This is a genomic window from Marinomonas algicola, from assembly GCF_014805825.1.
Taxonomy (GTDB): Bacteria; Pseudomonadota; Gammaproteobacteria; order Pseudomonadales; family Marinomonadaceae; genus Marinomonas; species Marinomonas algicola.
In genome coordinates this window covers 597,335-621,811 of the sequence record NZ_CP061941.1, presented here as the reverse complement: position 1 = coordinate 621,811, position 24,477 = coordinate 597,335, and the positions used below count along the sequence as shown (strand labels likewise).

Below are 24,477 nucleotides of genomic sequence, written 5' to 3'. Positions count from 1 at the left end.
GACCCCTCTATTCCTTCTGTTTTGCGGCGGCATTCTTAGGATGGTCTTGAACTGGTATGCCTTTTTTGAACAGTTTAAAAGCTTGCCAGTAAATACTCATTACTACTTTCAGCGTCATCATTGGATAACGCAACAGAATACGCCGTAAACTTACCGAAGAAATCTCCTCTCGTTGCAAACTTAATGTGGCATCAAATACCACGCTATTAATTTCTAAATCTTCAGACTCGATGCAGGTTTTATTCTCCATATGAACGGCGATTTTTTCGTTCGGATAATTACTTCGCCAATCATAAAAGTGTGTCATTGGATGAAATGGTGATACATGCATCTCCTTATTAAAACTTATACGCTGCGTTTGCCCCGTTGGATCACAATTTAAAACATATTGAATTTTTTCTCCCCACGGTGTGTTCGTTACTTCTAACACCATGGCTTGTAAAGCGCCCACCTGATCAAAACAATAGTAGACAGTAATAGGGTTAATGATAAAACCAAAATAACGCAAATTGGTCAGCACTCGAACTGGGCCATCAAGCTCTATATCTAGGCTTGCTTTTACTTTTTCCCGAACGGCCTGCGCAAGATCTGTTTTAGGGTCACCCAAATAATCAGCGCGTTTAAAGCGAGCAACCCCCCAGGGTTTCATTGACCATAAAGAGGATTGAGAAAATACCTTATCCAATTCATCAAGGTCTAAATACATCATAAAAACCTGGTATTTAAAATCATGTTGCTTAGGCGTAAAGCGACGGTGACGCACCCAACCATGATAGATACCGCTTTTCAGCCCCATGGGTTGAGAGTTCACTTAATGCATCTCCTGTATTTTTTCAGCTACACGTATTCCACTCATACAACCATCCTCATGGAATCCATTACGCCAATAAGCCCCACAAAACCACGTTTTATTGACACCGTTAATATCAGACCAACGACCTTGGGCGGCAATACCTTCCAACGTAAAGACCGGATGGGCATAGTGATAACGACCTATTACCTTATCTGCTGCAATGTTTCCATCATCATTCAAAGTCACAACAAAAGTGGTATTGCTTTCGATACCTTGCAAAATATTCATATTATAACTGAGTGTAGCAGGACGATTACTGTCTTCACCTAAATGGTAGTTCCAGCTAGACCAAGCTTTCTTCGCTTTTGGTAAGATGCTGTCATCCGTATGCAGAACGACTTCATTCATTCGATACGGCATAGCACTCAAGATACGGGTTTCCTCTGCCGAGGGATCATTCAGTAGTGAAAGCGCCTGATCACTATGACAAGCGAAGACAATTTGATCAAACACATCATGAGATTGGTCATCAAAATAAATTTCGACACCGTCATTGTTTCTAACGACCTGTTTGATCCGAGTGTTGAGTTTAATTCTGTCCTTAAAACCGGCCGTTAGTGGTTCCAAATACGCTCTTGAGCCGCCTTTGATTACTCTCCACTGGGGGCGATTATTGACACTTAACAATCCATGGTTCTTAAAAAATCGGACGAAAAAAACCAGAGGAAAATCCAACATTTCAGCCAAAGTCGATGACCAGATAGCACTTCCCATAGGGATTAAATAATGGCTAGCGAACAGTTTTCCATAACCTTGTTTTTTTAAATATTCTCCTAAGGTGGTTGATTCGTCTAAGCGGCCGCTTTCCAGATCCTCAATCGCACTTTTATTAAAACTCACAATGTCTTTTAACATGCGTAGATAAGGGAGATTGAATAGGTTTTTGCGTTGCGCAAACAAAGTATCTAAATTGTTACCGCCATACTCTAAACCGGAATATTCACAACTGACACTAAAGCTCATCTCAGTCGCCGAAGACTCTACATTTAAGGCCGTCATTAGCTCAATAAACTTAGGGTAAGTCCAATCGTTGTAAACAATAAAGCCCGTGTCGATGGCGTATTTTTTTCCTTGATAATCCACATCAATAGTGGCCGTATGACCACCAATTCTGTCGGCGGACTCAAACAGAGTAATATCATGAGACTGGGATAAATGGTAGGCCGCTGATAAACCGGAAATACCTGTTCCAATAATGGCTATTTTCACCTAATTCTCCTTAGGTATTATTCGTTATTTTTAGTTTAGATGAAGGCTTATTTTGGCTGTTGCAACTTCATCCAAGAACGGGGCATTTTTCTCGCAAACCACAACATGGCCGAAAGCCTTTTAGGGAAAGCACAATTAAGGACTCTCTTATCAATGGCGTCGATAATTCTGGTCGCGGCCTGCTCAGAATTCATTATAAAAGGCATATCAAAGGTGTTTTTTTGTGTTAGTGGGGTATCAACAAAGCCTGGCATGATGCTGGTTACATCAATATTGAACTTGACCAGATCGATTCGTAAAGACGCCAACCAGTATTGTATCGCGGCCTTTGACGCACCATACCCTTCGGCTTGGGTAAAGGGTGCCGCAATGGCCTGAGAACTGACACCAATAAGGTGAGGATGAGGCGCCTTCTTTAATAATGATAAGCAAGCGTGTAACGAATTCACCATACCTAAAAAATTTACCGCCATCATTCTTTCCATAATGTCCCAATCTGGCTGGTCAATATCTAGGTATTCGCAATGCCCAGCATTTAAAATGGCTCTGTCTATATGTGGCGTGATTTGGCTTAACTCATTGGTTACCCTGTCAATCTGAGTTTTATCGGAGACATCAAACACCACAAAAGACACATTTGGTAAGTTTTCAGACATGGCCTCTAACTTAGATTGATCTCTTGCGCTGACAATAACCTTATTGTGCTCGGCTAGCTTTGCAACCAAGGCGTATCCAATTCCAGAGCTACCACCGGTAATCCAAATTGTTTCATTTTTAAGTTGAGCCGTTTTCGCTTGCATTATGTGGCAACCTTTATTCATGCTGGCGTTGAAAAAATGTGATGAGAATTGTCGATTGGACGAATATTTAGATCATTGATTAGACAATCTTTGCTTCAATTTTTTTACTAAAAAGCGAACCACCGGAATGTGTTCATAAAGCATTTCACCCAAATCATAAATGTCTTCGTGGTAATAAATCCGTTCATTAAATTGAATCTGTGACATCCCACGAACCACAATAGTTTCATTGCCAAGTTTTGGGTGCTTGAAGTACATATTCCACTTAATGTAAGCTTTGCCCTCTCCTACTAACTCGTCCAAATACTCAAAACGACCGCTCTCTACACTGTGACAAACGTCTTCCATGTAGGCATACAGAGCATCCATACCTCGCACTTCATGAACAGGGTCCTTAAAATGAATCGTGTCAGAATAAACGTCCCCCATATCATTCAAAGGAGGGTTTTTCACATCCTTATAAAAGGCTTTAAAGCGGTCGATTAATGCATGTTGGTGTAACCTGCTCGCGGCATCATTATTCGGACTTACTTTTTCCATATCTTTTTACCTGTACCTTGGCTAGAAATCGGCCATAGTTTGGATTAGCGTTTCATTACTTATACGCCTGATTCCTCTTCTTTGGATCACCAAGCACTTAATAGAAACTCGAAAAATAGCACAACGGGCTATTCAGTAGATTTAAACCCAAATAAAAGTGAGTAGGTTTAAACCCAAATAAAAGTGATCCAGTGGGTTTTGCTGGACGTATAAAGCCTTATGTTCTCATAATGAATAGTATTGAATTTATAGGAAGTAACACTGTTAGACAGGCTTTTGTGCTGTACTATTTCGTTAAAGTCACTATATATAATTATCTTACTTACTTACTTCAACACTCTGGAGTCACATAGAATGAACAGAGCGATAGGCCAGCAAGACTCGACACTGGCAGATGACATTGTTGCAGTCGCCACAAAACGTGACCAAGCCGCATTGGGGCGCTTATTTGATCATTATGTCCCAAAAATTAGAGGTTTTTGTTTGGCCGCGCAGCCCGGAGCGTCCCTAATGGCAGACGATATTGCTCAAGAAGTGATGATCAGAGTGTGGAATAAAGCGGATACCTTTAATCCATCTGCCGCTTCGCTAAACACATGGATCTTTACCATAGCTCGTAATGCTCGTATTGATTATCTGCGTAAAAATGGACGACATACATCGCACATTGATCCTGAGCTTTTATGGGGCGATATCGAAGATGACCGTGTCGATTTATTTAGGGATGCACAACAAGCCAGAGATAAAACGCGGATCAATGCTGGCTTAGCGCAATTGCCCACAGATCAAAAGCAAGTCTTAGCGAAAGTTTACTTAGAAGGTAAAACTCACGTAGAAGCGGCTGAAGAACTTGGATTGCCACTTGGCACGATTAAGTCTCGTGTTCGTTTGGCATTACATAAACTCACTATTTACATTAAGAGGTAGTCACTATGCTTAACTACCATCCGACCATAGAACTATTGACCGACTACGCGGCGGGCTCCCTCGCCTTGTCTTACTCATTGTGCATTGCCACTCACTTAGAGCAGTGCCAAGAATGTCGTAAGCAAATTAAGAAATTGGAGCAAGTTGGTAGTGTTTTATTCGATGAAATAGAGCCGTTAGAAAAAACCAGCTCAAATATCGATGAACTGAAACTCGCTCTCTTTGCTCGATTAGACGCACAGAACCAAGCGACAGAGAAAGCAAACGCTTCTGCACAGAAACACACAGCAGAAGATCCAGAAGGTTACAATGTTCCAAGAAGCCTTAGACAATTTGTGCCAGACGGATATGATGCATTAAATTGGATACGTATATCGCCTTCATTCCAAACCGCTATTTTATCTAACGAGGAAAATGGCACACAAATTGCGCTTACTCGGGTTAAGGCGGGTAGCCATATACCTACTCATAAACACACAGGTGATGAGTTCACTTTGGTTTTAGAAGGAAGTTTCTCCGATCAAAGCGGTATTTACAAGAGAGGGGATTTTGTTCAACTTAATGAGCAAGATACACATCAGCCTGTCGTCACTCGGGACGCCGAATGCATTTGTTTAACTGTGGTCGATGCACCCATCCAGTTTACTGGTTTTTTAACCCGTTTACTGAATCCAGTGTTACGTAAAGTACACCCATATAGAGGGTAGTTTTCAATAAATATAAATCCATAAAAGCCTGTGATACACGCGATTGTCACAGGCTTTTTATCTGTAGGCGACCCCGACCTAAAAATAGGGTATACTGTGGATTCAATTTATAACATGGAAGGCCCAAATCATGGCAGCCAAACCTAAATCTTCGACATCTAAGAAAAAGCAACCTGCGGCATCCGAAACATCAGCGTCAATAGAATCTCAAATGGAAGCCTTCTTAGCATCAGGTGGTAAAATAGATGTAATCGAATCAGGAGTGAGCGGACAAGTCAGTGTTGCAGGTCCTAAGCACATTACCCTAAACAAAAAATCCTAGTCGTTAATTGCATTGAAAAAAATCGCGGTTTTTGTTGATGTACAAAATATTTACTACACAACAAAACACACATTTGGCAAGCACTTTGATTATTCCACATTTTGGCGTGAAATTAGCCAGATAGGAGAAGTCCACTGTGCTTTTGCCTATGCGATTGATCGCGGCGACAGTAAACAGCACCAATTTCAAAACATACTTAAAAGCATCGGGTTTGATGTCAAGCTTAAGCCGTTCATTCAGCGAAGTGATGGCTCGGCCAAAGGCGATTGGGATGTTGGCATCACAATCGATGTGCTAGACAATGCCTCCAAAGTCGATGAAATTATCCTCTTGTCTGGTGATGGTGATTTTGATCGCTTACTCACTCATGTCAAGGACAAACACGCGGTCTCTACGCGGGTGTATGGTGTCAATAAACTCACGGCTCAATCACTTATACGTGCTTGTGATGTCTTTCGAGAAATTGAGGCGTCTCTGCTTTTAAACTAATCCTCCCTCACTATTCTGAATAGCATTTCGTCTTATTTTTGAAACTCAATTGTCACCTAAATGTCACTTCTTCACTCTACTCTAGATTCACTCTGTCAATTTAGGGCACTGGAGACATTACGTTGATGCACATAGAGCAAATTATTGCGGAAAAGTCCCCCAACTTCCTGCAAAAACACCCATTATTTACCAGACCAACACTGGAAATTTTGAAGCATTTATTTCACGAGCAAGAAGTAAATAACTTTTTAGATCAAAACAAAGATTGTTTAGGCTTCGAGTTTATCGATCGCGTGTTAAATCACTTTAACTTTAACTATCAAGCCAGTCAGATAGATCGTCGAAATATTCCGGCAACCGGTCGCGTTATTATTATCGCCAATCACCCTTTGGGAGCACTTGACGGCTTAGCGTTATTACGGCTTGTCGGTGAAGTCAGAAATGATGTAAAAATCATAGCTAATGACATGTTGATGCATTTTGACGCCTTAAAAAATTTGATCTTGCCTGTCGATAATCTTTCAAGGAAAAGCAGCAGTAAACAGCTCAAAAACATTATTGACTGTCTGCGAAAAGAGCAAGCCGTCATTATTTTCCCCGCTGGAGAAGTTTCCCGCCTCTCACCCAGTGGCATTAAAGATCAAAAATGGAGTGCAAGTTACCTAAAATTGGCTCAAAAAACCAATAGCCCCCTACTCCCTGTTTATATTAACGGCCGTAACTCTCTGCTCTTTTACACTAGCTCTATTATTTACCGCCCTTTATCGACTATTCAGCTTGCCCATGAAATGTTTAAACAGCAGAATCGCCATGTGCCAATTCAAATAGGCCAACAAATTCCGATTCAAGAATTAGCCAAATTACCTCTGAGTAATAAAGAAAAAAATAAACTCGTCAAGCGCCACCTTTACCGTATTGCAAAGGGTAAAAAGCCACTGCTACAAACGGAAACCACCATTTCCCACCCACAAGACAGCAAGCGAATAAAAGCGGAATTAAGTCATTCCGAGTTTCTTGGTAGCACCAAAGACGGGAAACACATTTATTTATTCGACTATCTCGACCAATCTTCGACGATCAAGGAAATTGGTCGGTTAAGAGAGATTTCGTTTCGCACGGTAGGAGAAGGCACAGGACAAAGCGCTGACCTCGATAAGTTTGATCAATACTATCGACATTTGGTTCTTTGGGATGAAGAGCAACTTGAAATTGTTGGCGCGTACCGTATCGGAGAAATTAATAAATACATTAAAAGTGGCAGTACCCACGCTATTTATACCGAAGATCTATTCCAACTGTCACCCGACATGATTCCTTATTTAGAACAAGGGGTTGAATTAGGACGCAGTTTTGTCCAGCCGAAATATTGGGGGAAGAGAAGTCTAGATTATCTTTGGTACGGTATAGGAGCATATTTAAACCGCCACCCTGAAGTAAGATATTTATTTGGACCAGTGAGCCTAAGTAATAACTATCCCCAGTTAGCAAAAGATTTACTGGTTTACTTCTATTCAGTGCACTTTCCAGATACAGATTCATTAGCGTCGTCTTTTTCCCCTTATCAAATATCTTTAGATAATAAGAACTACGTTACCTCTCTCATCAAGGGAAAAGCCTACGACGAAGACTTTAAAACACTGAAAGAACAGCTGAATCATTTAAACGTTTCGGTACCCACTTTATACAAACAGTACAGTGAATTATGCGACAATAATGGCGTTCGATTTTTAGACTTTGGCGTTGATGCTGACTTTGGTTTTTGTATCGATGGTCTTGTACTTGTTGATCTAAGCCAAGTTAAAGACGCCAAAAATAAACGTTATCGAGGGATCAACCCCTTAGAGGACAGTGCGGATCTAACCTAACGATAGATTGCACATCATCCAGTTTAAAGAGTAATGATGTGCAATCAAACATGCGATTATTCTGTTTAAGCTCACTTATTATTGTCGCTATTCTCTTTACTCATTTCTTGCTTATCATTTCGGCGCTTTTTTTTACTCAAATGTTTATAAACCAGATAACCAATCAATTTCAATACAAATAAAACACCTAAAGACCAAAGCGCGATGCTAGTTGGGTTCATTGCGATTCTCCTGTTTTCATTCATATGACAATTGAGTGTAGCACTTCGTGTGGTACAACGAGATGACTTACAACACTTAAACAGCAAATGAGCCTCCATAAATCGGATGTTACAGTTAAGCTAACTTGCACCGCCTATGGGCAAGCAACAGAAAACGGTACTTTTTTTGAACAGCATAAAAACAAAAAAACGCTCAATTTTATATTTTAGCCTGATTGTCACATTAAACTTGTACTCTAGGACAGATTAACAACACGACCTAAGACATGGCCTAAGTCTTGCTAAAATGTAGGTTTAGTAAGCTAAAGAATGTGGAGATCAACATGATTGAGAAAAAGTATCTTAAAAGTAAGCCCATCTGCAAAGTCAAATTTTCACTCGCTAAAAATGAAACCGAGTCAGCGAAAACAGTCTCCGTTGTTGGTGATTTTAATAACTGGGATGCATCGGCCAATCCTTTAAAAAAACAAAAGACCGGTAATTTTGCCTCAACAATCGATTTAAAAATCAATGAAGACTACCAATTTCGCTATGTTCTTGATGGCGAAGTATGGATAAATGATGAAAATGCAGACCGCTATGTGCCTGCAAATATAGGAAAAGAGCAAAATGGTTTATTATCAATTTAAACCTTCACATCATTAATATCTTTTTTTAAGCACGTTAACCTTTGATTTAGCGTGCTTTTTTATTGTTTATTTTATTCAAAAATATAACGACCAATTAATTTTCTGTTCATTTGCTGACCTAATTGAAAAAAAACGGTACAATTGTTTTTATTAAATGCACGTTTAATAAAAACCATTTCAAGATGAGGTTATCAGCATGCAACAACAATATATTAATGGTCGTTACCACGCTTCAACTACAAATGAACACTTTGATACGATCAATCCAGCGACAGGCGAAATAATTGATACTATTGAACTGGCAGGCGCTCATGAAGTAAATGCCGCCGTTGCCGCCGCTCAAGAAGGCCAAAAAGTATGGGCGGCTATGAGTGCTGTTGAACGTAGCCGAATTTTATTCAAAGCAGCGCAACTACTAAGAGAACACAATGAAGAGCTGGCTCGATTAGAAGTATTGGATACTGGCAAACCATTACAAGAAGCCATTTGCGTCGATATAGAAAGTGGCGCCGACGTTATTGAGTATTACGCAGGGCTTGCTAATAAAATACAAGGTGAATACCAAGACCTAGGCGATGGCAACTTTTATTATACGCGCAAAGAGCCTCTTGGCGTTTGTGCCGGGATAGGTGCGTGGAATTACCCGATTCAAATTGCTTGCTGGAAGTCAGGCCCTGCATTAGCCGCAGGTAATGCCATGATTTTTAAACCCTCCGAGGAAACGCCGTTAACCGCCTTAAAACTGGCCGAGATTTATACTCAAGCTGGACTACCGGACGGTGTATTTAATGTCGTACAAGGTGATGCTCGTACCGGTCAACTGATCACCAACCACCCTGACATTGCTAAAGTCTCTTTCACCGGTGAGTGTGGAACGGGCAAAAAAGTTATGACGGCTTCAGCACAGTCGTTAAAACAAGTAACGATGGAATTAGGGGGTAAATCACCACTAATTATCTTCCCTGACATGCCTATCGATCAAGCCGTTTCTGGCGCCATGCTAGCGAATTTCTATACTCAAGGTGAAGTCTGTACCAATGGAACACGCGTATTCGTTCATGCCGACATCCTAGAGGCATTTAATGCGGAACTCAAAACTCGCACAGAAGCCATGGTAGTGGGTGATCCTTTGAATATAGAAACCCAAGTCGGTGCGCTTATTTCAAAAGCACATATGGAAAAAGTGCTAGGGTATGTAGAAGCCGCGAAAGAAGCGGGTGCGACCTTGCTGTGCGGTGGTTACCAAGCCACAGAAAATGGTTTGGATAAAGGGGCGTTTGTTGTGCCTACTGTTTTTACTGATTGCACAGACGATATGCCGCAAGTGCGCGAAGAAATTTTCGGTCCAGTGATGTCTGTTTTAAGCTTTACCGATGAAGCAGAGGTGATTAAAAGAGCCAATGACACTGAGTTTGGACTAGCGGCTGGCGTATTTACCAAAGACATTAGCCGCGCTCATAGAGTAATAGGTCAAATGCAAGCCGGTATTTGTTGGATCAATAACTGGGGGGCATCACCCGCTGAAATGCCTGTAGGCGGCTATAAAGAATCTGGTATAGGTCGTGAAAACGGCATCGAAACTTTATACCACTACACTCAAAACAAAAGTGTGTTTGTCTCTTTAGATGACATCCCGAACCCTTACTAATAGGAACCTTCAATGTCTAAAGAAACCTTTGATTTCATTATTGTTGGTGCTGGATCGGCTGGTTGCGTACTGGCGGATCGTTTAACCGAAAGTGGGCAGCATAAAGTCCTACTACTTGAGATGGGTGGCAGTGATAAAAGCATTTTTATTCAAATGCCAACGGCCCTTTCTTACCCAATGAACACGGAGAAATATGCCTGGCAGTTTCATACGGATAAAGAGCCAGGAGTGGATGATCGTGAAATGCATTGTCCTCGTGGCAAAGTATTGGGGGGGTCCTCTTCTATTAATGGCATGGTGTATGTCCGTGGTCATGCAGAAGACTTCAATGAGTGGGAAACAAGTGGCGCGTCAGGCTGGAATTACCAAACGTGCCTACCTTATTTTAAAAAAGCGGAGACCTGGATTCAGGGAGGTGACATTTACCGTGGCGACTCGGGACCATTAAGCACCAATAATGGTAATGATATGAAGCTAAACCCGCTTTATGAGACTTTCATAAAAGCAGGTGAGGCCGCCGGTTATGGCCGAACAGAGGACTACAACGGCTATCGTCAGGAAGGCTTCGGCGCGATGCACATGACGGTTAAAAACGGTGTCCGTGCTTCCACGTCTAATGCTTATTTACGTCGCGCAATGAAACGTTCAAACCTCACTGTTCGTACTAAGGTACTGACGCATAAAGTATTGTTTGATGGTAAGAACGCCACTGGCATTGAATATTCAAAAGAAGGTTCTGTTGAACAAGCCCTCGCTTCCAAAGAAGTTATTTTGTCTGCGGGCTCCATAGGATCCCCTCAGTTACTGCAACTTTCTGGCGTTGGTCCTGCCAACGTATTAAAGCAGGCTAATGTGCCCTTGGTTCATGACTTACCTGGTGTGGGGGAAAACCTTCAAGACCATTTAGAAGTGTATTTTCAATACTACTGCAAACAGCCGGTGAGTTTGAACAGTAAACTCGACCTTATCAGTAAGGGCATGATTGGTACTCGCTGGATACTCTTTAAAGATGGGTTGGGTGCAACCAACCACTTTGAATCCTGTGCATTTATTCGTTCTCGTGCGGGCCTAAAAGCACCAAATATTCAGTACCACTTTTTACCTGCGGCCATGCGCTACGATGGTCAAGCCGCTGTAAAAGGGCACGGTTTTCAAGTCCATGTTGGACCCAATAAACCAGAAAGTCGTGGACGTGTTTGGATTGAATCAAATGATCCAAAAGCCAAACCACGTATTCTGTTTAACTATTTAACAACGGATCAAGACAAACAAGATTGGCGTGATTGCATTCGTTTAACTCGAGAGATTATTGCACAGCAGCCATTTGATGCATTTCGTGGTGATGAGATTCAACCAGGTAAAGACATTAATACGGATGCGGAAATTGATCAATGGGTAAAAGAAAACGTAGAAAGTGCCTATCACCCTTCTTGTACCTGCAAGATAGGTTCTGATACGGACCCTATGGCCGTTTTGGATGAGTCTTGCAAAGTCAGGGGCGTAGAGGGACTTCGTGTTGTGGATTCCTCTATTTTCCCTACGATTACCAATGGTAACCTCAATGCACCGACCATTATGGTTGCAGAAAAAGCCGCGGATATGATTTTAGAGAAACCGGCCTTAGCCAGTAATAATGTCGATGTTTGGATTCACCCTAACTGGGAAACTCAACAAAGATAAGGTTCTTTATAAAAATCGCCGATGCCATTTAATACATGATTAAATGGCATCTTGCTTTAGACTGTCTTAGTTTAAAATAAATTCAGCAAAACCATCCTCACCCACATCAACAAATTTCATTGAATCAGGCGCGACAGCTCGGGCTTTTGGAGAGGTTTTAAAACTCACCTCAGCCTTGCCAAAGGTGTCCGAAAAAGACCAATTTTGATCTTCTTTAGGGTCAATCGTATTTTGAGATAGAAGGTAATTAGCCACCACATCGCGGTTCTTATCGGGAGCATGAATCACAACTGTTGAACCATCTAAACTAGGAAACTTGCCACCGCCACCAGCGCGATAATTATTTGTTACAACGAGGAAATCCTGTTTTAAATCAATTGGCTCTCCCATATAAGTCACATTCTTAATACGATGGTTAGCCGCTATTAACCCCCCTTTATCGTCGTAACGATTAGGCTGTGTTACATCAATTTTATACTCAATCCCATCTAACACATCGAAATTATAAGTTGGGTAAGTCGAGTTAATAAGCGCTTGTTTAGTAGAAGAACCTGGATCAATTTGATTAAACTGTCCAGCAGATCGCTCTAACCATTCAACTACTTGAGCGCCTGTTAATTGCACTACTTTCAAGTCATTTGGATAAATGTATAAATCACTCACATTCTTTAGCGCAATGTCTCCTTTTGGCACATCCGTGAAGTAATCCGCGCCACCTCGTCCACCGGCTTTAAATGGCGCGGCCGCCGATAAAATCGGCATATTATCGTAAGACGTACCGCGAACAATGTTCTTGGCGTACCATATTTGAGCGTTATTAACGATTTGAATAGAAGGGTCATCTTGCACTAGAGCAAAGAAACTGTTGATATCCGATGTTGTTACACCCACTTTTCGACGCATATACTCAAGTGTTCCTTCATGCTCATGACGAACCGCTTCATTGATACGCTCATCGGCTTCAACTAGAGGCAGCTTATCTCTTCCTTCGCGGCGATAAATGGCTCTCACAGATCCCGTCCCGTCTTGGACTTTCCATCCCTCGCCATTGGGCTCAAGAATTAAATCAATCACACCAAGGTGACTACCCCAGAATCCAGGCATAGTCGCTGGAATGCCAAACACGGTGCCTTTTTCATTATCGACCCCTTCATAGGCACCAATGGTTTTATCTCCTGGAAAAACGCGGTGAGAGTGCCCAAATAAAATAGCATCAATACCCTCTACTTTTGCAAGATGATAGCTTGCATGTTCTTCCCCTATTTTATGAGGATTATTGTACATACCACTATGAGGAATCGCGATCACAACATCTGCGCCTTTTGACTTCATTTCCGGTACATATTTTTTGGCGCTCGCAACAATGTCTTTCGCGATGACCTTTCCAGTTAAATTGTCTTTATCCCAATTCATAATCTGTGGTGGTGTAAAACCTATGTAGCCCACCTTGACGATTTGCTCATTGCCTTCACTATCAATTAACTTTTTGTCTTTGATAATGTAGGGTTGGAAGTAAGGTTGGTCGTTATCTGGATTATCATCGCCATCATCGGCATATACATTGGATGATACATAAGGAAAATTGGCTCCGTGAAGGGATTTTGCAAGAAAATCTAAACCAAAGTTGAACTCATGATTACCAATATTACCAACATCATAATTTAGTAAATTCATGGCTTTGTAAGCTGGGTGAATCTCACCAAAGCGTAATACTCGACCTTTTGCCATGTAATCTCCTAATGGCGTTCCTTGAAGCAGGTCTCCATTGTCGACTAACACTGAGTTTTTCACTTCAGAACGCGCTTGAGTAATCAAACTGGCAACGCGAGAGAGTCCAACCGTATTACTTTGCTTATCGCCATAGTAATCATAATCAACAAGGTTCATATGAATATCGGTTGTTTCCAGAACTCGTAAATTTATTGTTTGAGACTGAACAGCACCGGCCATGGTAATGGCCATAAATGAGGCAATAGAGGTTTTTAAAAATAACCTTGATTTCATGTACTCTCTCCACAATTCGCTTGTTATGATAAAAATATAATCTTGACCTAATAGACAGATTATCAACAAAGTAAAATAATGTGAATTAAAATCATGACAGGTTAATGACAAACAGAAAAAGGCGTCCGAGGTAAACTCAACGTTTCAGCCAACGCCATATAAAAATCATATTAACCAAGGCCGTTGCAATATAGGTATACGCACAGGCTTTAAGAATTTTATTCGCGGCTGTTATATCTTGCTTTTCAATATAGCCCCCTTCCACTAAAATAGGCAATGCTTTACGAAAGCTGGCATCCAATTCTTCAGGCAAAATGACAACATACACCAGAACACTTGCTACCCCTGTCACACCAACCGCGAATATATGTAAAGGAACCGCATAAGGTATCTGTAAAAGAGCCGTTACAACGGGCCAGCCAAACAACACAAAAGACCCCGTTTTTTTTAAAAAATGCGCCAACGGTAAATATCTCATACGCAGGCGAGTAATCTTTTCCTGCTTTTCATATTGAATTGCATGACCCACTTCATGAGCGGCGACCGTAATGGCCGTTAATGATTTACCATCATAATAGCTGGGGCTAAGACGAACCGTCTTGTCCACCGTGTCATAATGATCTTTCCCTTGCCGTGTTTTTTCCACACGAACCTGTAACTCAAATTTATCAATTAAATGCTGGGCAAATTGCCCTCCGGTTCCAGGAAAATCGTCTCGGTTATAGGCGTAACGCTTCAATGTATACCGAACCCAAAGACTTGGTCCAAAAGCAAGTAGGACAAATAAAACGAGCAATAAAACCCACACAGACAATCCTTAAGGTTAAGAAAACCATTCAATTAAGAGCCTAAAAACGTTACGCTTAGTTTAGTCAATTTATTATTAAAGCCATCATTGTCGTCAATCATACGGCCACCCGTCCCCGACAACAAACATTATACATTATGAAAAATCCATTTATTTTACCTATCTTAAGCATTTTAAAGACACACCCTGATGGGCTTTCTGAGTATGAAATTTTACGTGCTCTGAAGATACAGTTTCCCGAATTTTGCTCATTAGCAAAAGAATCAAGTTTATGTTTATTTCGGCAGCATTTCCTAGTGATGAATGCCCTCTATCAGCTACAAACACAATTATGGCTGGAAGAGGGTTTAACCTTGTCTATTTCACCCACTCATATCCAAATTAATTTCAACCAAAGGCCAAAAAATAACGTCAATGAAAAAAAAGGCCAAACTCAAGTAAAAGATTCGGCAGAAGCGAAAATCATAAGCTATTATTTAGATTGGAATGAGTACATTAAAACGGATGAGGCAGAAGTTGAAGCGCTATTGCAGAGTTTTTTTAAAGGATTGCATAATCCTTCTGCAACTGAGCATGCTTATAAAACGTTAAAACTCCATAAAAACGCCTCTTATAACGAGATAAAAAATCAATACCGTAAATTAGCGAGTTTATCTCACCCGGACAAAGGCGGTTCGGCCACTGAGTTCATTGAATTACGAGAAGCATTTGAACTCTTGTCTAGTCGTAAGTAATACATAAAATACCATGGCCGCCAGTGACAGCTCGACCTAAAAGATACGATAGTACCGATAAGATAGTTTTACATTCACTCTAACGTAAATTAACTCGTTATTTATATAGCGCTGTTTAATAAAAGGCCGCACAGGATGCTTAGGTTTTTACTCAGTTTGATTAGTATATTTTTTTCAATTTCTGTCAGTGGGCTTGAAACACCGATTGCTGATGGCTCTTTTTACCATAAGCCCTTACCCACATGGGTAGAAACCAAAACGCCACTGTCTTCCGATCAAGCGTTACAACAAACCTTTACCCCACAAGCCTATCCATCTGCCATAAGTTTCTCTGACAAAACTTTTTGGCACAAACTGTCTTTCCCCATAAACGTAGACGAAGACCCTCATGTCCTTTATTTAAAAATAAGTAATTACATGATAGATAATTTGAATTTCTATCTGTTTCATGGCGAAGAGCGGGTGCAGGAATGGGTCTATGGAGATACACAAGAATGGAATACAGACAAACTCTATGACGGTATCTGGATACCGATTCAGTTTGATCAAAATCGCCCCACCCACCTCTTGATTCGCAGACAGAGTAATGGCCCCATTCTCTTTCCGATCTCGTTTTATAATGAGTCCAATATTGAGGCAGGAAAGAAACAACAGCACACTTTTTGGGTTATTGCCTTCACATCGTTAACCATTTTGCTGCTTTACAATATTGTGATTTATTTACTCACTCGAGTCTCTGCGTTTATTTACTATGTGTCCTTTAATATCGGCTTGATTGTTTCTCTTGGAATGATATTAGGCTTTGGCAGGTGGTTCTTGCCTAACGAGTTTCTATTTCAATGGCTTGCCTTACACTTATTGACCTTACACACTGTATTGATTTGGGCGGTTTATCGCTTTAGTTTGCTCTTCCTTAACCTAAAAAAACATCACCCTATTTTTTGGGTGCATCGATTCAAAGTGGATGCCTCTTTATTTGGCTTCGTCATCATAAGTTATTTTCTTACCGAAAGTACGATGGCTCCCATCTTTCTGTTTTTGCAAATTATGATTTCAGTCCTATGTGCTTATTGGGCTTTTTACACAAAATCCACCCATACATTAGCCACTAAATTGTATATTTTTTCTTGGGGGGTCATGTTAATTGGTGCCTTAATCGGTTCTGGTATTTACTGGAACCTTATTCCTTACAATGGCTACACAGAGTACTCATTCCTCTTATCGTCAATCATTCAGTTACTTGGATTTTCCTTTGCATTCAGTGCCAGAGTAAGGCAATCCGATATGGATCGTCATTTACACTCTCTTATTGACTCAGTCTCAGGCTTACCCAATCGTCAGTTTTTCCTTTCTCAGCTAGACTCAGTATTTAAAAAAGCCCGCAAAGACAATCGCATTATTAGCTTGGTGTTAATTCGACTCGCTGACCACCATACTCTTAGCCAAGCGGTAGGACCAGCCAGTGCAGACAATGCCGCCGGGCAAGCATTCCTAGAAATTAATAAGGCCTTAATGACGCTTGACGATATCGTAAAATTTCACTGGGTAGAGCGATCAATCGTAAAATTAATTCGAATTGGCTCAAGTAATTGCCTATTTTTAACCTATTCTAAGGATATTGATGCACTGCTCACTAAGTTGATGCCAACACTCGAAAAAAGCATTTGGTTTGGCGATTTAGAATTCAAACACAGTATCAACATGGGTATCGCTCAATATCCTTTAGATGCCGACAATGTAGAGAAGCTTTTTCAAAACGCACAGCTAGCAACAGAAGCCAACCAGCATAGTCAAAACGATTGGACGGCATACGATCGAAAACTCAAATCCGATCATAAGAATCAACTTAATATATTGTCTTTACTAAACCGAGATTTGAAACATAAAAAATTGAGTTTTCATGTTCAGCCTCAAGTTAGCTTAATAGACAAATCCATCGTTGGCGCTGAAGTTCTATTGCGCTGGCATAATCATGAGCTAGGCCATGTATCCCCTGCGCTGTTCATTCCTTTAGCCGAAAAAACCGGTTTAATCCTTAAAATCACACAGTTCATTATCCAGGAAGTGTTTTTATGGATTAGTGAAAACCCAAGTTTGGTTCAACACCGACATGTTTCTATTAACATTTCGGCAAAAGACCTTTTGCTTGCCGATTTCTCTCAGAAGATAATAGCCATGAAAAAGCATTATAACATTCCAGCGAGTAACGTTATTTTAGAAGTAACGGAAACCTCAATATTTGAAGACAATGAAACGTTCAGAATAAATTTATCTTTACTAAGGCAGCATGGATTTAACTTTTCAATTGATGACTTCGGTACGGGTTACAGCTCTATGCATAACGTGATTGCTTTAGAACCTGTTGAAATTAAAATTGATCGGATGTTTGTCCAAGACATTGATCAGTCTAAAATCAATTACATTCTCAGTAACTGCATTATTGATCTATGTGAAAGAACACGATCTCAAAGTACAGCGGAGGGGATTGAAACAGTTGAGGAAATGCAGACATTACAAGCCTTATCTTGCCAAGTGGGACAAGGCTATTTATTTCATAAGCCTATGCCTCCAGAAAACTATTTAGCATTACTCAATCATGAAGATTGTCTAAGTAGTTTATCGCCATGACTTGGATTCTAACCAATCATCTCAATTGTTTAGAGATAAGACCCATTTTTTAAAAACTTGAAGTAAGTACTGCAACCTATGATCACGTCAAAAATCTTTCTTAACGCACTCTTTTTTCGCCAAGGCCTAATTCAACCATGGATTAAATTAGGCACCGCTTTATGCGCTCTCTCTTTACTTAATGCCTGTACACAATTAGAAATTGATGACAGTAACCATTTTGATAATAATGGTAGAGACCTGACGGCTCAAAAAAGAAAAGCCTTGTACTTAGAAGAGCAAATGTCGCCAGGTCTGCCCTATCCTTCACCGCAATTTCAACAAGGATTACAACAACAAATACATTATCTCAACCGAATAAAAGAACAAGATTACCAGCTTGATACGCTGAACTTTAGTAAGTCTTCATTATTATCAGTCACCAATGAAATTAATCTTTGGCTACAAAATCCAACCTATACCCCTCAGCTCGTAGCGCATCAAATCTCTGGCCAAGACCAAAGAGCTAATGTACAAATAACAGGGTATTATGTGCCTATTTTATCGGTCAGGCATACTCCAGATAATGACTATAAATTCCCACTTTATAAAAAGCCTAAAGCGCCTATTTGGCCTCAAGGTAAACCCTTACCAAGTCGAGAAGAAATTGATTTTGACGGTGCGCTAGACGGAATGAATTTAGAACTGGCTTACACCAATAGTCTCGTTGATAACTTCTTTTTGCATGTCCAAGGGTCTGGGGTTGTCGAATATGAAGATGGTCAAAAGAGACTGCTTTCTTGGGGGGGAGTCAATGGACACGCATACCGTAGCTTAGGAAAAGAGCTGATAGAGAGAAACGAAATAGAAAAAAGCAAGATGTCAGCGCAAGCGATTCGAAAATGGTTAGCCGATCACCCTGAGCGACAAAGAGAAATTATGTCGACTAATCCAAGCTATTTATTTTTTTCTGAAGGCCCAACGACGCCAGTAGGTGCCGCTAATTTGCCTTTAACACCCAGGTATTCCATTGCTGTAGACCCCAGCGTTATTCCTCTTGGCTCAATTCTACTAGGAAAATTACCAAAGTTAGACGCAGCAGGAAATTTAATTGACCATGAATTTCATTTATTGTTAGCGCAAGATAAAGGCGGTGCAATTAAAGGGCCAGGACACATAGATTGGTATCAAGGAATTGGCGCAGACGCTAAAGTATTAGCCGGGCAGTTAAAGCACTTCGGCAATGTTTGGTTATTACTGCCACGTGAATCCACAATAGCCAAATAAACGTTACTGATCAGGTTATTTTAACAGCACCATGGGGCGACCACTTGTGGGATGTGCAATAACATGGTTTGGCACATGATACAGAGATTCAATAGTGAGCTCCGTTAATTGAGTCGACGCATCCCCCATGCCAACAAGCTCACCTTGTTTTAGTAGAATGATTTTATCAGCATACTGAGATGCTAACTGCAAATCATGTAACACACAGACGATGGCCATGCCATTGTTTGCTAACCTTTTCAACTTTTTCATAAGCGCTAACTGATGATGTAAATCCAAGGCTGACGTTGGTTCGTCTAAAAATAAATATTTTGTCAGTGAGTCCTCACTGGTTGCTAATTGTACAAAAGTACGCGCTATTTGAACCCTCTGCCGCTCACCTCCGGACAGTAAGGGATACGATGTATCGGCTAATGAGATTACCCCCATTTGATCTAGTGCATCCAAACAAACCGCTCGACTGTCTTCTAGTATGGCGTCGTTTTGAATCCCCATTTGCACCACTTCCAATACCGAAAAAGAAAAAGTAATCGCCGACAATTGAGAAAGTACAGCACGCCTCTTACTTAACTCACCTATAGACCAGTCTCGTAGTGCTTTACCTTCAAATTGAATACATCCATGATAATCTGGTTCCGCGCCTGTCATACAGTTCAATAATGTGGATTTACCCGCGCCATTCGGTCCTAGAATAATGGTTAATTCTCCCGGCTGAATACGCACATTGAGAGTATTCAATAAATACTTATTGCCCTTCTTTAAAGAGACGGCTTGCAGTTCTAACACTTACTTCACCTCATTGAAAATCTAACAAAAAACGCAATATAGAGGACCAGATAGATAGGCCATTAAATAGACACGAAACACCATCAAGAAGACATCGATTGATTTGGTCTAAAAAGTAACCATAGAAAAAAAGGGCCACCTAAGAGACTGGTCACAATGCCAACTGGAAGCTCGGCAGGGGTCACCACAATACGTGCAAAAGTATCGGCTAAAACCATTAACCCCGCACCTAATAAGGCCGAAGCGGGAATTAAAACTCGATGATCGGCTTTCCACATTAAACGAATCAAATGAGGTACGACCAATCCAACAAAGCCAATTATTCCAGAGACAGCCACAGCACACCCCACAGCTAAAGCCGTTAAAAAGATAATCCTTCGCTTTAATTTCTTGGTATCTGTGCCTAAGAAACGAGCTTCAGCCTCACCTAAAAGTAAGCGATTAAGGTGGCCTGCTTGATGCATCAAGAAACCAACACACGCCATGGTAACACCGCTAATCAGCCAAACGGCAGGCCACATAGCACCGCCAAAACTGCCCATGGTCCAAAATGTTAACGTCCTTAATTGAGAATCTGTACTCAAATAGGTTAAAAAACCCACCGCCGCACCCGCTAAAGCATTAATCGCCACACCCGCTAAAATCAGTTGTAACACTGAGTTTGCCCCTTTTATGCGGCCAATCCTAAAGATCAACATACAGGTTAAAGCACCGCCAATAAAAGCCGCAAAACTCAAACCATACAAGCCACTCCACGCCGTCCACGCAGGAAAAACAACAATCACCAAAGCAACAGACAGAACCGCCCCGCTGGAGATGCCTATTAAGCCTGGATCGGCTAAAGGATTTCTAAATAGCCCTTGTAATGCGGCTCCACTGACAGCGAGAGCCGCGCCAACGGAAGCCGACAACAAGACTCTTGGCAAACGAATGTCCAATAAGATCAACGCATCTCGATTATTCCATCCAGATCGTAAAATATTTCCCCAATTTAACGTATAAGCGCCAATGGACAAAGACCAGAACATAACACACGCTAAACCTAATAACGCCATCGCCCATATGGATAAGACTTTATTAGGAAAAAAAACCATCAACCAAGATGGTCGCTGGCGGTTTCTTCTTTCGACTTTGATCATAAAACTAACGCTTACCCGCTTGCCAAGATGCTCTTAATTGATTGGCCGCGTCTATGGTTCTTGGTCCAAATCCAACCAGTAACAAAGCATCCATTGCAATAATATGACTTATCTCAGATGCATCTGTAAAAGAGAGCCCTGGGATCTTGCTAATCCCTTCTATACTGGCCTGCTTGCCCTCACCAAAAAATGTGGACAAAATCCATTGAGGGTTAAGCGCTATTAACGCTTCGGTTGTCAAAGGCTTATAGCCCTCTATTGTTGCCGCAACATTTTCACCTCCTGCTAAACGAATTATACGATCTGCAGCGGTGTTATTGCCTGCCACCATAGGCGTCCCTGTGTGCTGCATGACAAACAGAACTTTCGGCTTATGCGTATCGTGTTGAATAACACCCTCAAGTAGGCTCTGCTCTTTTTTTAGCGCATTGATTAACGCTAATGATTGAGTTTCAACCGACATAACTTGACCTATTTTGGCAATGTTTTTATACAAAACATCCAGCGATGTAACCTCTGGTAACGTTACCCAAGGCGTCGATAAGTCTTTTAATTGAGTTAATACTTTCACTGGGCCAGAGCCTTCGGAAGCAAAAATAACATCCGGCTCTAAAGACAAAATACCTTCAGCAGAAAGCGCACGCATGTACCCAACTTTTGGCATTTTTTGAGCCTCTTCAGGATAATAACTGGTCGTATCAGAACCGATGACCCTATTTCCTAGCCCTAACTTAAATAATATTTCTGTATTAGCCCCTCCAATACTCACCACCTTGACCGGCACGGGCTCAACTGAGCCCGATAAATGGGGTTGCTCTGCCGATATGGCGTTGGACGCTTGAAAAGCAAATGCAAATAAAGACGCGCAACATAACAGGCTAACAAAAGTGATGCACATTGGCGTATACCATTTCATAACGCCTCCAATTCACCTGTTAATTGCTGCCATCCTTCTAGTTCCCTCTGGCCGGGCTTTCTAGCACCAAACAAACTGATTACCAGCTCTCGCTTGGCGTTAAAACACTCTATAGAGGTAATCATGCCATCTTTTGATGGGCGTTTTACTCGCCAACAAGACGTAATTTTTGCTGTATTTAAATGCAAACTAAACTGAGGATCCAATACATTGAACCATTGATTCATCCTCAGCAATCGACTAACAGACCCGGTATAAATTTGAACGATGCCTCGATTGCCAACAAACACCATAATCTCTAATTGCGTTTTAGCCACGGCTTCTAATACCCGCTCAACACTGTTTAAATGAAGCGGCTGAGCGTACTCTTCACCCACTTTTTCCAATGCTTCAAGTCGGTCTATTTGCAGGCTTTTTAATAGATCATTAAATTCATGCACATCGGTTAATTTAGACCAAGGCTCTTTAACCTCTTGCTCTGTTACTTTACCAATGTTGGCAAAACGACTTTGTGGACTCTCTTGCAAACTCACACGTTCTGTTTGATCTTTGTCCCTCATGTCTTCAACGAGTTGGTCCCACTTTGATACCTCTGTTTTATCCGTCGCATAGATTTTGTGTATGGCCGCTCCAGAACCGTCAAAAAACTGCAGACTACGACGAATGCCATTCGACATGGATTCAGATACCGCAAAAACATGCTGCCAATGAGTCAAAAACATCCTCAAGTCAATATCGCCCAAATACAGCCCCATGGCACCACCATAGACTTTTAAACCTTTATAAACGCCCTTTCTTTCGTGAACCGCGTGGTCATTGCGACTCAACGCCATTACGTCACCAAACGTTTCAACCTTCTTTAAAATGGTTTCAATTTCTGCTCTCAATCTAATACGCAGCTCTAATGGTTGAATCAGTAGTAACTCAAGCTCACTAACATTAAGTGCTTCGGCGGCATTACGAATGCGAATGCCTGGCTCCGATTCTTTTAACCCATTCCACCCTTGCTTTAAGGCCACAGCATTCTCATTACTGGATGATCCAACTTCTTGTATAGACATATTTTTTTCTCCTTACCTAAAAGCCATTTAATTGGCATCTTGGAACCGTATATTAGGATGACCACTTACTCCAGTATCGGAGTAGTAGTTCGTCACTTGCAGCTTATATTGAGTGGATTGCTCATCCGTTTGATCGGTGTCGATAATGTACACACGATAGTTCGGCCATAATTTATGACCGCCTTCAAGGTTGTAGGCATACCAAGATTGATCAGAAAAAATACCCGCATTACTGTCGCCCACATAATGACGACTAATGTCCGCACCTGTGGCCGTTGTTGTACCGGATAAGTAGGTTGATTTATCTGAAATCAAAATTGGACCAAACGCTCCGCCACGGCCTGCTCCAGACGGTCCACTATTGGTTTTAAGAATAAAATCTCTTCCTTGCAGCACTAACTGTAGGTCCCAATTTTCATTGAGGTCACAATCAACCGACCTGTTAGTGTCAAAATCAAAGCACGCTTTGCCTCCCGTATTGGGGATAGATGCGGTAAAAGTCGCACTGTTATCCACAAATTGATGCGTATCTTTCGCCTGTACATCAAAACTAAAGGTAACCGTTAGCTCATCTCCGTATTCCAAAGAATGGGTAGAAAAGCGTGCGTAACTGTCACCTGTAGACGATTTCAGTAACCACATATTGTTGGTATTGGCACTGATCACATGCGTCGTGAAATCATAGTTATACCACCCCATATCAAGACTGGTACCTTGGGTTTCTCCTGACCCAGATACCGCATAAGAAAAAGCATCTGTCTGATACACTAAATCCGTTAACTCAATAGTAGAGGTTAAATGCTCTAGCTCGGCTTCCGGCGTCGCATTTAGAAATACACTGGCATTCGGCTCTTCTTGATTATAAAAGTCGGCTTGAACAGCGGCTAAGGCTCCAGCAACATTACCTGAACCAGACGTCCCACCATTTAAAACAATCTCGGTACGACGAAACCCTATATGCCAATTTTGAGACGTTTTCGCTTCTTCTGCCGTCAACTCAACCACTTGATTTGTATCGAAATTAAAATAGGTAAAAGCATCATAGTCACTGGCATCCATAATTTGCGACAAGGTACTGTTATTTTCTTCTGGCGGCGTTGCTGTATTAGCATCATTACTACCGCCATCACCGCCTCCGCCACATGCAACCAATAAAATAGACCCCAAAATAACGCTCGTTGGACACACTATTGCTTTTGAAAAACCCGTTTTTAATAGGACAGACATAAACCCCTCTTTTATTCA

Annotated in this window: 23 protein-coding genes; 11 read left to right on the top strand and 12 right to left on the bottom strand. The window is 41.3% G+C overall.

Translation table 11 applies throughout. From position 1 onward, the window contains the following. Positions 1-7: 7 nt before the first annotated feature. The 4 genes from IEZ33_RS02790 to IEZ33_RS02775 form a co-directional block, all read right to left on the bottom strand. Complete coding sequence (locus IEZ33_RS02790; RefSeq protein WP_191602214.1) at positions 8-811, bottom strand: DUF1365 domain-containing protein; 804 nt, start codon at positions 809-811, stop codon at positions 8-10. Next, positions 812-2,062 carry an NAD(P)/FAD-dependent oxidoreductase gene (locus IEZ33_RS02785; RefSeq protein ID WP_191602213.1) on the bottom strand — a complete coding sequence of 417 codons (1,251 nt, stop codon included), beginning with the start codon at positions 2,060-2,062 and terminating at the stop codon, positions 812-814. A gap of 47 nt (positions 2,063-2,109) precedes the next feature. Beyond that, complete coding sequence (locus tag IEZ33_RS02780) at positions 2,110-2,862, bottom strand: SDR family NAD(P)-dependent oxidoreductase (protein ID WP_191602212.1); 753 nt, start codon at positions 2,860-2,862, stop codon at positions 2,110-2,112. A 72-nt stretch (positions 2,863-2,934) separates the two neighbouring features. Further along, positions 2,935-3,402 (bottom strand): nuclear transport factor 2 family protein, encoded by a 468-nt coding sequence (locus IEZ33_RS02775; RefSeq protein WP_191602211.1) that lies wholly within the window; start codon positions 3,400-3,402, stop codon positions 2,935-2,937. A gap of 354 nt (positions 3,403-3,756) precedes the next feature. Here IEZ33_RS02775 and IEZ33_RS02770 point away from each other — a divergent pair, with 354 nt between their 5' ends. The 5 genes from IEZ33_RS02770 to olsF all read left to right on the top strand — a co-directional run bounded on the left by IEZ33_RS02770 (position 3,757) and on the right by olsF (position 7,712). Beyond that, complete coding sequence (locus tag IEZ33_RS02770; RefSeq protein ID WP_191602210.1) at positions 3,757-4,329, top strand: sigma-70 family RNA polymerase sigma factor; 573 nt, start codon at positions 3,757-3,759, stop codon at positions 4,327-4,329. A 5-nt stretch (positions 4,330-4,334) separates the two neighbouring features. After that, positions 4,335-5,036: a ChrR family anti-sigma-E factor gene (locus IEZ33_RS02765; protein WP_191602209.1), complete on the top strand. Its 702-nt coding sequence runs from the start codon at positions 4,335-4,337 to the stop codon at positions 5,034-5,036. A 130-nt stretch (positions 5,037-5,166) separates the two neighbouring features. Further along, a complete protein-coding gene (locus IEZ33_RS02760; protein ID WP_191602208.1) occupies positions 5,167-5,358 on the top strand; it encodes a hypothetical protein in 192 nt (63 codons plus the stop codon). Positions 5,359-5,370: 12 nt separating this feature from the next. Beyond that, entirely contained in the window at positions 5,371-5,847 is a 477-nt protein-coding gene (locus IEZ33_RS02755) for a LabA-like NYN domain-containing protein (protein WP_191602207.1), read from the top strand. A 125-nt stretch (positions 5,848-5,972) separates the two neighbouring features. Beyond that, a complete protein-coding gene (gene olsF, locus IEZ33_RS02750) occupies positions 5,973-7,712 on the top strand; it encodes a bifunctional ornithine lipid synthase OlsF (RefSeq protein WP_240009613.1) in 1,740 nt (579 codons plus the stop codon). 71 nt (positions 7,713-7,783) lie between these two features. Here the strand turns inward: olsF and IEZ33_RS02745 are convergent, their stop codons facing one another. Next, positions 7,784-7,933 (bottom strand): hypothetical protein, encoded by a 150-nt coding sequence (locus IEZ33_RS02745; protein ID WP_191602205.1) that lies wholly within the window; start codon positions 7,931-7,933, stop codon positions 7,784-7,786. A gap of 323 nt (positions 7,934-8,256) precedes the next feature. Between IEZ33_RS02745 and IEZ33_RS02740 the strand changes: the two genes are divergently transcribed. From IEZ33_RS02740 to betA, 3 genes are all read left to right on the top strand, one after another. Next, complete coding sequence (locus IEZ33_RS02740) at positions 8,257-8,562, top strand: isoamylase early set domain-containing protein (RefSeq protein WP_191602204.1); 306 nt, start codon at positions 8,257-8,259, stop codon at positions 8,560-8,562. Positions 8,563-8,752: 190 nt separating this feature from the next. Continuing rightward, on the top strand, positions 8,753-10,210 hold the full coding sequence (gene betB, locus IEZ33_RS02735; RefSeq protein WP_191603506.1) for a betaine-aldehyde dehydrogenase: 1,458 nt from the start codon (positions 8,753-8,755) through the stop codon (positions 10,208-10,210). Between the two features lie 12 nt (positions 10,211-10,222). After that, on the top strand, positions 10,223-11,890 hold the full coding sequence (gene betA / locus IEZ33_RS02730; RefSeq protein ID WP_191602203.1) for a choline dehydrogenase: 1,668 nt from the start codon (positions 10,223-10,225) through the stop codon (positions 11,888-11,890). Positions 11,891-11,956: 66 nt separating this feature from the next. On the opposite strand, the gene IEZ33_RS02725 is transcribed toward betA, so the two are convergent. Then, the gene (locus IEZ33_RS02725) at positions 11,957-13,894 is read right to left on the bottom strand and encodes a bifunctional 2',3'-cyclic-nucleotide 2'-phosphodiesterase/3'-nucleotidase (RefSeq protein WP_191602202.1); all 1,938 of its coding nucleotides are present in this window, start codon (positions 13,892-13,894) and stop codon (positions 11,957-11,959) included. Positions 13,895-14,030: 136 nt separating this feature from the next. Next, positions 14,031-14,702, bottom strand: a complete 672-nt coding sequence (locus IEZ33_RS02720; RefSeq protein ID WP_191602201.1) for a zinc metallopeptidase — start codon at positions 14,700-14,702, stop codon at positions 14,031-14,033. A gap of 137 nt (positions 14,703-14,839) precedes the next feature. Between IEZ33_RS02720 and IEZ33_RS02715 the strand changes: the two genes are divergently transcribed. From IEZ33_RS02715 to mltA, 3 genes are all read left to right on the top strand, one after another. Then, positions 14,840-15,436, top strand: a complete 597-nt coding sequence (locus IEZ33_RS02715) for a DNA-J related domain-containing protein (protein WP_191602200.1) — start codon at positions 14,840-14,842, stop codon at positions 15,434-15,436. A 156-nt stretch (positions 15,437-15,592) separates the two neighbouring features. After that, positions 15,593-18,064: an EAL domain-containing protein gene (locus IEZ33_RS02710; RefSeq protein ID WP_191602199.1), complete on the top strand. Its 2,472-nt coding sequence runs from the start codon at positions 15,593-15,595 to the stop codon at positions 18,062-18,064. A 78-nt stretch (positions 18,065-18,142) separates the two neighbouring features. Continuing rightward, positions 18,143-19,330 carry a murein transglycosylase A gene (gene mltA, locus IEZ33_RS02705; RefSeq protein ID WP_191602198.1) on the top strand — a complete coding sequence of 396 codons (1,188 nt, stop codon included), beginning with the start codon at positions 18,143-18,145 and terminating at the stop codon, positions 19,328-19,330. 15 nt (positions 19,331-19,345) lie between these two features. On the opposite strand, the gene IEZ33_RS02700 is transcribed toward mltA, so the two are convergent. From IEZ33_RS02700 to IEZ33_RS02680, 5 genes are all read right to left on the bottom strand, one after another. Beyond that, a complete protein-coding gene (locus tag IEZ33_RS02700; protein WP_191602197.1) occupies positions 19,346-20,116 on the bottom strand; it encodes a heme ABC transporter ATP-binding protein in 771 nt (256 codons plus the stop codon). An 83-nt stretch (positions 20,117-20,199) separates the two neighbouring features. Then, the gene (locus IEZ33_RS02695; RefSeq protein ID WP_240009612.1) at positions 20,200-21,255 is read right to left on the bottom strand and encodes a FecCD family ABC transporter permease; all 1,056 of its coding nucleotides are present in this window, start codon (positions 21,253-21,255) and stop codon (positions 20,200-20,202) included. A 4-nt stretch (positions 21,256-21,259) separates the two neighbouring features. Continuing rightward, a complete protein-coding gene (locus IEZ33_RS02690; protein WP_191602196.1) occupies positions 21,260-22,171 on the bottom strand; it encodes a heme/hemin ABC transporter substrate-binding protein in 912 nt (303 codons plus the stop codon). Next, a complete protein-coding gene (locus IEZ33_RS02685) occupies positions 22,168-23,232 on the bottom strand; it encodes a hemin-degrading factor (RefSeq protein ID WP_191602195.1) in 1,065 nt (354 codons plus the stop codon). The genes IEZ33_RS02690 and IEZ33_RS02685 overlap by 4 nt, the downstream gene beginning before the upstream one ends. A 27-nt stretch (positions 23,233-23,259) precedes the next feature. Next, complete coding sequence (locus IEZ33_RS02680; RefSeq protein WP_191602194.1) at positions 23,260-24,459, bottom strand: HmuY family protein; 1,200 nt, start codon at positions 24,457-24,459, stop codon at positions 23,260-23,262. Between the last annotated feature and the right edge of the window lie 18 nt (positions 24,460-24,477).

Excerpts from the sequence above, each read along its gene's own strand:
- IEZ33_RS02780 (WP_191602212.1), bottom strand. The coding sequence starts at position 2,862 with ATGCAAGCGAAAACGGCTCAACTTAAAAATGAAACAATTTGGATTACC.
- IEZ33_RS02775 (WP_191602211.1), bottom strand. The coding sequence starts at position 3,402 with ATGGAAAAAGTAAGTCCGAATAATGATGCCGCGAGCAGGTTACACCAA.
- IEZ33_RS02770 (WP_191602210.1), top strand. The coding sequence starts at position 3,757 with ATGAACAGAGCGATAGGCCAGCAAGACTCGACACTGGCAGATGACATT.
- IEZ33_RS02765 (WP_191602209.1), top strand. The coding sequence starts at position 4,335 with ATGCTTAACTACCATCCGACCATAGAACTATTGACCGACTACGCGGCG.
- IEZ33_RS02760 (WP_191602208.1), top strand. The coding sequence starts at position 5,167 with ATGGCAGCCAAACCTAAATCTTCGACATCTAAGAAAAAGCAACCTGCG.
- olsF (WP_240009613.1), top strand. The coding sequence starts at position 5,973 with ATGCACATAGAGCAAATTATTGCGGAAAAGTCCCCCAACTTCCTGCAA.
- IEZ33_RS02745 (WP_191602205.1), bottom strand. The coding sequence starts at position 7,933 with ATGAACCCAACTAGCATCGCGCTTTGGTCTTTAGGTGTTTTATTTGTA.
- IEZ33_RS02740 (WP_191602204.1), top strand. The coding sequence starts at position 8,257 with ATGATTGAGAAAAAGTATCTTAAAAGTAAGCCCATCTGCAAAGTCAAA.
- betA (WP_191602203.1), top strand. The coding sequence starts at position 10,223 with ATGTCTAAAGAAACCTTTGATTTCATTATTGTTGGTGCTGGATCGGCT.
- IEZ33_RS02725 (WP_191602202.1), bottom strand. The coding sequence starts at position 13,894 with ATGAAATCAAGGTTATTTTTAAAAACCTCTATTGCCTCATTTATGGCC.
- IEZ33_RS02715 (WP_191602200.1), top strand. The coding sequence starts at position 14,840 with ATGAAAAATCCATTTATTTTACCTATCTTAAGCATTTTAAAGACACAC.
- mltA (WP_191602198.1), top strand. The coding sequence starts at position 18,143 with ATGATCACGTCAAAAATCTTTCTTAACGCACTCTTTTTTCGCCAAGGC.
- IEZ33_RS02695 (WP_240009612.1), bottom strand. The coding sequence starts at position 21,255 with ATGATCAAAGTCGAAAGAAGAAACCGCCAGCGACCATCTTGGTTGATG.
- IEZ33_RS02690 (WP_191602196.1), bottom strand. The coding sequence starts at position 22,171 with ATGAAATGGTATACGCCAATGTGCATCACTTTTGTTAGCCTGTTATGT.
- IEZ33_RS02685 (WP_191602195.1), bottom strand. The coding sequence starts at position 23,232 with ATGTCTATACAAGAAGTTGGATCATCCAGTAATGAGAATGCTGTGGCC.
- IEZ33_RS02680 (WP_191602194.1), bottom strand. The coding sequence starts at position 24,459 with ATGTCTGTCCTATTAAAAACGGGTTTTTCAAAAGCAATAGTGTGTCCA.